Consider the following 7122-nt stretch of genomic DNA (forward strand, 5'->3'; position numbering starts at 1 on the left):
ATAGGCTCAGAAAGCAAGACGGCTCCGCTCCGGGAGATTGGAGGCTGGCCCATCGCAGAACCCCAGTTGTGCGGCCTAGCCCGAGTCCACAACAAGGCAGGGTTTGCACGGGGAAAGAAGCACCTTCTCAGGGTAAGATTGAGATCTGGGCTAGGTCGAAGGGGCACACCTTTTTGTTGCGCCTATCGACTCGACCCCATCACGCCTGTTACCTGCCCTGGGTACTGAGTTAAGAGTGTCTCCATTCCAAAATCCGGCCCAGCTTTTGCCTGCTGCTCACCCCGCCTTTGGTCAAGTTGATGCCTGGCGAGCCCCACAGCGACAGGAGCCAGCAATAGCAGCATTATAGCGCTTGTGGGATCCCTCAGCCCAGACAGACCCTTAGCCCTTGGGTTGCTCCCAGAGGAAGTGCTCAATCTGGATCGGCTAGGGGGTTCTCCCACAACAGGCGCAGCCGCTTTGCCGTCTGTAGTGTCCAGTGGGGCAACCCCAATGACTCGGCCATTTGAACCAGATGGGTGGGCCGCAGGTAGGCACCGTCGTTGCGGCAACTGCCCCGGTAAAGGAGGCAAGCGCTGCCCTCGGGGGTCAGGCCCTGAAACTCTAGGTAGTAAAGCAGGGCGCGGGCATTGAAGGGAGAGGACTTGCCAGACTTGGAGGTTTTTTCAATCCAGATTTCCTGCGCGTCTAGGATCTGGGTGACCCAGGCAGGCCAAGAGGACTCCGTCCCGCTGACGCAAATGGCTTTGGGCAACTCGCAGCTCACCGTAAGCTGATATTCGGCGGCGTAAACGGCTGCGGTGGCCGAGGGATCCCGAAGGCTAATTTCTTGGACGGCTTGGATGGGGATCTCCGGGGGCAGCTGTTCGCTCAGAAGGGCGCGCAGTTTCTCAGGCGTCAGAGGACCTTCAGGCCGATCCAGCAGCTCCAGATCCAGGATTTCGCCATAGCCTTCCTGGCCAATGGGCAGAGCGTTGGCGTTGGCCAGGCGGGGCATGGGGTGGTAGCCGCCGCTGAAGGCCAGAGGTAACCCCGCTCGCCGACAGGCCCGTTCCCACAGGCGCATGAGATCCAGGTGGCCCAGCCAGCGCAGATCCCCGGTTTTGCCGTAGGTGATGCGGAAACGCTGGGCAGGTGGCTCCGGCTCCAGGGGATCCGGGGTGGGGGTGGGTTTGCTCTGCAAGGGCGGGACGGGCGGAGGGGGAATGACGATGTTGTGGCCGAAGCCGGGGCCGCAGATGCCGCAGGCGGAGCAGCCCTCGAAGGAGCAGTCTTCCACGGTGAGGGCTTCCAGGGCGCGGCGGTAGTCTTTTTGCAGCCATTTCTTGTCAATGCCGGTATCGATGTGATCCCAGGGCAAGGGATCCTCCAGGCCCAATTCCCGGATGGGGAGATGGGCGCAGAGGGCGACCGGATCGGCGGCAGGATCCACCTCTTCGCCGCAGTAGGCCCTCACCCAGGCAGCATAGGCGGTGTCGATGCTTTCCCACCAGGCATCCATGCCGGCACCGGCCCGCCAAGCCCGCTCGATCATCTGTCCCAGGGAGCGATCCCCTTTGCCAATAAAGTCTTCCAGGATGCTGAAGCGGATGTCGGTGAAGTGGGCTTTGACGCCCCGCAGCCGCCGCAGCTCTTTCTGCAGCAGGGTTTGCTTGCGCTGCACGTCGGCGTAGTCCACCCGGTGCCACTGGAAGGGGGTGTGGGGCTTGGGGGTGAAGTTGGAGAGGGTGAGGGTAAACTCCACCCGCTTGCGACCCAGGGCTGCACATTCTCGCTGCAGCATCTCGACGGTGCGGGCGATCCCCAGGACATCGGCGTCGGTCTCGCCGGGCAGGCCAATCATGAAATAGAGCTTGATTTTGTCCCAGCCCTCTTGGACGGCGGTGCGAATGCCGCGAATCAAGTCGGCATCGGTGAGGCCCTTGTTGATGATGTCCCGCAGCCGTTGCGTGCCAGCTTCGGGGGCAAAGGTGAGGCCGGAGCGGCGGGATCCCTTCATGATGGCGGCAATTTGCTCATCAAAGCGATCCACCCGCTGGCTGGGCAGGGAAAGGGCAATGTGTTCTCTGAGGAGACGGTTGTGCAGCTCCGCTCCCACCGCCGGCAGGGAAAGGTAGTCGGAGCAACTGAGAGAAGAGAGGGAAAATTCGTTGTAACCTGTTCTCCGCAAGCCCTGCACCACAGCCTCCACCACTGCTTCCGGATCCACATCCCGCGCTGGGCGGGTAAGCATTCCCGGCTGGCAAAATCGGCAGCCCCGTGTGCAGCCCCGCCGCACTTCCATCACCAGGCGGTCGTGGACGGTTTCCACCAAAGGCACCAGGCCGACGGAGTATTGGGGTTGAGGCAGGGCCACCCGACGGCGGACGCGCTCCGGCACCCCAGGCACAATGGGTCGAGGCGGGATCCCCTCGTAAAACTGGGGCACGTACACCCCCGGCACCTGGGCCAGCTCCAGCAACACTGCCCGGCGAGGCTGGGACAGGGATCCGGCCAACACCTTGCCGATCTCCGGTAGCACCTCTTCCCCATCTCCGAAGACGAAGAAATCGAAAAAGTCGGCAAAGGGCTCCGGGTTGGAAGTGGCGGTTGGCCCACCGGCAAAGATCAGAGGGCACTCTTCCGGGGTAAAGGGCTGCCGCTCCCACCACCTGAGCGGGATCCCGGCTAGGTCCAGCATCTCCAGGATGTTGGTGCCCCCCAGCTCGTAAGCCAGGCTGAAGCCGATGATGTGAAAGGCGCGCAGAGGGCGGCGGGACTCCACGGCAAACAGCGGGATCCCCAACTGCCGCAGGCGGGCCGCCAGATCCGGGCCTGGCAAGTAGGTGCGGTCACACAGTTGATCCGGCTGAGCGTTGAGGATGTTGTAGAGGATGAGGTGGCCCAGGTTGGAAGCTCCCACCTCGTACAGCTCTGGATAGCTCAGCACCCAACGCACCCGCGCCGAATCCCAAGGACGGTGGACGGCACCGAACTCTTTGCCCAAGTAGCGGGCCGGCCGCTGAATCTCAGGGGTAAGCAGGCGATCCAGATCGATGGGACTCAGATGCGGTTCAGTTGCAGCCAGAGAGAGCATGGGGATCCGCCGAGACGTTAATACAGCCACTGATCTGACTCTAGCCGAACTCTTCGAGCAGACCCAACCCAAGGGAAAGCGCTTTGCCTCTCTAAGTTTGCAGGTTACCGGTAGGCGAAACAACCATACTTGCAATGTCGTGAAGTCTGTTCAACCGGGAAAACTCTGCGGCGGACGCTGCAAGGCCAGCGCCAACTGTTCGTACTCTGCCAAATGGTTGTAGACCTGAGCCGAGATGCGTACCCAAAGCTGCCCGGCGAAGGGGATGATCGGAACCTCAATGCGGTACGTGTGCCACAGGTAATCGTGCAGGCGACGGGCGCGCTCCCCAAGAGGCAGCTCAGGGATCCACTGCTGCCAAAATGGCGGCAAGGGTAGGGTGGCCATAAAGCCCAACATCTTTTCGGGGGCGGGCGGGATCCCCTCAAGAGCCTCCAAGAGCAACTGCCGCGCCTGCAGCAGCAGAGTGTGGTTGTGCTGACGGATGTTGTCCAGTCCCACCCCTTGGATAAACGCCAGGGCTGCTGAAATGGCCAACCAAGCGCTGGGATCCCGTGTGCCCACCCAGTCGAACTCGGCTGTGAACCCTTGCCCATAGCCGTGGGAGATCACCGTAGGATGAGTTTGGGCCTGTCGATAGGGGGCCACCCACAAAAAGGCACAGCCTTTCGGGGCAAACAGCCACTTGTGGGCATTGCCGGTGTACCAATCGGCTCCTAGCTTTTCCAACTCCAAGGGGAGAACTCCGGGGGCATGGGCGCCATCCACCAAAACCGGGATCCCGCGCTCCCGACAGAGGCCGATCAGCTCAGGCAGGGGGTAGATCAGAGCCGTAGGCGAGGTGAGGTGATCCAACACCGCCAGGCGAGTTTGGGGAGTGAGGATGGCCTCGAAGGCCGCGATAACCTGCTCTGGCCCCGCAATGGGGAAAGGGATCTGCGCCTCAACTGGGATGGCTCCCCACTGGGCACAGATGTACTGCAATGCCTGACGAACGGCCCCGTAACCGTGATTGGTGCAGGCGATCTGATCCTCTGGCCGGAACCGCAGCGAGCGCAAAACGGCATTCACCCCGCTGGTGGCATTTTCCACAAACACCAAATTTTCGGGTTCGGCCCCGACAAAATGGGCCAGTTCTGCTGCCGCCGCCCGCAAGGCTCGAGGAAGTTCCTCTCCCATAAACTGCACCGGCTGAGCCTCAAGGCGTTCCCGCCATACACTCTGGGCCTGCAACACCTTTTTCGGGGTCGCGCCATAGGAGCCGTGATTCAAAAAAACGGCTTGCGGATCCAGTCCCCACAAGGAGCGTTCGCAAAGTGGCGCACAAGCACTGAGGGCAGCGCCAAAGTGGGGAGAAGTGGATCCCAGGTTGGAGAAGAAAGGCATGGTTCACTCCCTCTGTCCCTGGACGATGCAGGAAAAAGATGGGGGAATTGCTGCGATCTGTGTGAGGGGTTTGCTCAGAAATCCGAAGATATCAACACCTATCAACACCGCTGATGTGGAGACCAATGGCATCTCGACTGAATGTCAGAACCTAAGGCTCTTTGAGACGGATTCTCCTAGGTTGATCTATTGGCCGTCACCCAATTCTGGGCCGAGATCCGAGATAGGGGCAATTTTGCTGAGCTTGATTTTGGGGTTGCTGGCAACAAACTGCTGTAAAGTCCACTCGTTCTTAAACAGAAGAACGGGCCTGTCTTGAATGTCTTTAACAACTAGGGTGTTAAACAAGCTGGGGATGTTCTCCAGCGCCTTCCAGCCATTCTCGACCCAGCGAGCCAGGGTGTAGGGCAACATCTCCAGTCGGGTTTCGACGTTGTATTCACTTTCAAGGCGATACTGCAAAACCTCAAACTGCAACTGGCCCACCGCTGCCACAATCGGATCCCGTTTGGAATCGTCGATAGAGTACATGATTTGTACAGCCCCTTCTTCCCGCAGTTCCGCTACCCCTTTCTGGAACTGCTTAAACTTGGAAGGATTGGGATTCTTCAAGTAGGCAAACAGCTCAGGAGAAAAGCTAGGGATCCCGGCGTAGCGCAGCTTCGGGCCGGTGTAGATGGTATCCCCAATGGTGAAGATGCCGGGATTATTCAGGCCGATCACATCCCCAGGGTAAGCTTCGTCGATAGAGATGCGCTCTTGAGCAAACAATTTCTGGGGATAGGATAGACGGATCGAACGATTGAGTCGGGCATGGTTGACCACCATATCCTTCTCGAACTTGCCGGAGCAGATGCGTACAAAAGCGACGCGATCCCGATGGCGGGGATCCATGTTGGCCTGCAGTTTAAAGACGAAGCCCGTAAACTCAGGATGTTCGGGCGGGATTAGCCCAGCAGTGCTCTCGTGAGGCATTGGCGGTAAGGAATACTCCAAAAATGCATTGAGGAAAAGCTCCACCCCAAAATTGGTCATGGCACTGCCGAAAAAGACCGGGGTTTGTTTGCCAGAATGCACCTGTTTTAGATCCAAGGTGGGCATGAGACCATCCAGCAGTTCCAGCTCTTCCTTGAATTGGTAATACAAGTCCTTGTCGATCAACTCCTCAATTTGCGGATCCCCAAGTTTAATGACGGTATCTTGAACTCTTAGCCGCCCCCCAGATACCCGCTCAAAGAAATGAAACTCCTGAGTTCGGCGGTCAAATAGCGCAGTAAACCGCTCGCCTGAGCCAATTGGCCAGTTGACAGGATAGGGCTTGAGGCCCAGTTCTGTCTCAATTTCATCCATCAGCTCCAAGGGATCCCGACTTGGGCGATCCATCTTGTTGATAAAGGTAAAAATCGGCAGCCCCCGCATCTGACACACTTCAAACAGCTTGCGGGTCTGGGTTTCCAACCCTTTGCCGGCATCTTCCAGCATCACGGCATTGTCAGCCGCTGCCAGGGTGCGATAGGTGTCTTCGCTGAAGTCCTGGTGGCCGGGAGTATCCAGCAGATTGAGACGAATGTTGCGGTAATCAAATTGCAGGACGGTAGAGGTGATGGAAATACCCCGCTGCTTTTCCAGTTCCATCCAGTCGGAAGTGGCCCGCTTTTGCGCCCGACGGGCCTTCACAGCTCCCGCTTCTTGAATGGCCCCCCCGTACAACAGCAGCTTTTCGGTGAGGGTGGTCTTCCCCGCATCGGGATGGGAAATAATGGCAAAGGTGCGCCGTTGCTCTACAGCTTTGGCCAAATCAAGTTCTTTCATCAACTGTTGCCGCTCCACTACAACCTGGTCGTTTTAAAGAAGATGACGTTGCAATGCTGTCCCCTAAACGATGGGAGAAATAGGGAGAAGATAGAAAAACAAAAGTGAGAAGTAGGGTGAATAATGCGCTTGATGATAATGGGCTTGGGTTGCCGCCAGGTAGCGAGGGGGAGAGAGCACAGGCCGAAAAGCGCGAAAAGCCAACAGAACCATTTTGACCCTAGCACAGGAACAGGGATCCCTGTTGTCTGGCATACTGGCGGAGATCTTGAGGGGGAATTTCCCAGGCCAACCGGCCAGAACTCAAAGCAGATGCTGCTCGTTGTTGTTGCGCAACGCTGACGTGAAGAGCAGTTGCTCAATCGTGGCAATGGTGAAGTTTTGGCTGATCACCAGCCGCTCGACGCGAATGCGGTGGGCTTGCAGGAGGCAATCTTGCTGCAAGGGCTTGGGCAATTGTTCCCAATGATCCAGCAGGACTTCCAGCAAAATCTCGCCCGGTAGCCCGGTGGCGCTTTCCAGGGATCCCAGCTTTTCTACCCTCTCGACAGACCATTTGAGGGTGAGCTTTTGCAAGCCCAGTTGTGCATCCAGAGCTTCACGGGGATCCGACTGGGCACCCTGCCCATTGGGGGTGCCATTGCGGCGAACCCCATTGTCGGTGCAAGCAGTAGCAGGGGGCAAAAGCTCGGCTGGCTTTTCAGTTGGCAGCGAAGTATTGGCCCATTTGGCCAGACTGACCTGGGGTGAGGAGGCAACCCTTTCCACCTCGACCGGAGCGGGCGACAAGTTGGACAAGGGATCCGCATCCCGAGAAGGAGCTTCAGGTGTGGAGAGCACACTGGCCA

Annotated in this window: 4 protein-coding genes; all 4 read right to left on the reverse strand. The window is 58.6% G+C overall.

The window, feature by feature from the left end; all coding sequences use genetic code 11:
- Nucleotides 1-412: 412 nt before the first annotated feature.
- Entirely contained in the window at nucleotides 413-3076 is a 2664-nt protein-coding gene (locus NW838_RS04955) for a TIGR03960 family B12-binding radical SAM protein (RefSeq protein WP_414356166.1), read from the reverse strand.
- 150 nt (nucleotides 3077-3226) lie between these two features.
- Nucleotides 3227-4462, reverse strand: coding sequence for an aminotransferase class V-fold PLP-dependent enzyme (locus NW838_RS04960; protein ID WP_414356133.1), 1236 nt, complete (start codon nucleotides 4460-4462; stop codon nucleotides 3227-3229).
- A 186-nt stretch (nucleotides 4463-4648) separates the two neighbouring features.
- On the reverse strand, nucleotides 4649-6274 hold the full coding sequence (locus NW838_RS04965; protein WP_414356131.1) for a peptide chain release factor 3: 1626 nt from the start codon (nucleotides 6272-6274) through the stop codon (nucleotides 4649-4651).
- Nucleotides 6275-6577: 303 nt separating this feature from the next.
- Nucleotides 6578-7122, reverse strand: a 545-nt coding sequence (locus NW838_RS04970; RefSeq protein WP_414427605.1) for a hypothetical protein, incomplete at its 5' end; no start/stop codon positions are given.

This window comes from Synechococcus sp. R55.2, from assembly GCF_047462075.1.
GTDB lineage: Bacteria > Cyanobacteriota > Cyanobacteriia > Thermostichales > Thermostichaceae > Thermostichus.